General features: G+C 76.8%; 2 protein-coding genes. Both read left to right on the top strand.

Going from position 1 to position 1,047, the window contains the following annotated elements:
- The coding region (locus AB0O00_RS41310) for a hypothetical protein (RefSeq protein WP_363659796.1) at positions 1–297 on the top strand (297 nt) is incomplete at its 5' end.
- Positions 298–630: 333 nt separating this feature from the next.
- Positions 631–1,047 (top strand): hypothetical protein (locus AB0O00_RS41305; protein WP_363659795.1); only part of this gene is annotated, 417 nt, incomplete at its 3' end.

The following is a 1,047-nucleotide window of genomic DNA, read 5'->3' as shown; positions in this document are numbered from 1 at the left end:
GCCACCCGCGACCGCCTTGCGGCGGGCACCCGCCTCGGCGTCGCCGCCGACGCCACCGCCCTGCTCGTGCTCGGCGCCACCGAAGACCTGCCCTGGGCCCCCGGCGCCCGCTACCTGGGCCTCGACGGCGACCTCCTGGTGCCGACCACCGCCAGGCCACACCCCGCCTCCGACCTGTGGCGCACCGCCCTCGGAGCGGCCGACGGCCAACTGTGCGCGCTGGTACCGGAACACGCACTGGTGGCCGACCGGCCACCACTCGGGACGGACCCGGCGGCTCTGGAGAACGTGGGATGACGGAGGACAGGACGATGACCCGGCCCGGCGGCCAGGCACCGGCCGTGACAATCGGCCCGCTGCTGTGCCTGGACGCCGTACTCGGGGTGCCCGAGGCCGGGCACGTGGCGCCGGGTAGCGGCGGTCTCGTGGGCACGAGGTGTCGCAACCCGAGGTCGCCGCGATGACTACCCACGTGTCGGCACCACCCGACGTCCTCAGCACGCAACCTGCCGACGCGCTCACCCCGCCGCTGCGCCCGGACGCCCCGCTCGGCGCGCCCGCAGCCGGGCGCGCAGCGCAGCGCCGCCGCGGCCTCGCGCGCGCCACCTGCCGTACTCGGAGGTCGCCGCGATGACCACCCACCTACCCGCCCCACCCGCAGGCTGGGAGGCCACCCTCGACGCGCTGAGCCCTCAACTCGCCCACGCTCTCACCCCGTTGCTCCGCCGCCTGGATTCCCTCATCGGCGGGCACGAGAACGCCACCGGCCTCCTCGGCGTGCCCGAAGGCCACGGCGGCCTCTCGCGGACCGGGCGGCCGGACCAACTCCTGCCCTCCGAATGGCTGCTCGCCGAGGAGGCCCCGGACGAGTTCCTGCGCCGCTACGCGGACCGCGAACTGCTCCACCTCGCGCCCGAGTCGACCGCCGACGCGGGCCGCGGCCGGGTCGTCGTCCTGGTCGACGCCGGACCCGCGCAGGCCGGCGCCGGTCGGCTGGTGCAGCTCGCCGTCCTGCTGGTGCTGCACCGGCGGGCCGCCGTCCGTGGC

The organism is Kitasatospora sp. NPDC093558 (genome assembly GCF_040683475.1).
In the GTDB taxonomy this organism is placed as follows: Bacteria; Actinomycetota; Actinomycetes; order Streptomycetales; family Streptomycetaceae; genus Kitasatospora.
The sequence above is the reverse complement of the archived record's forward strand: the minus strand, read 5'-3'. Positions and strand labels throughout refer to the sequence as shown.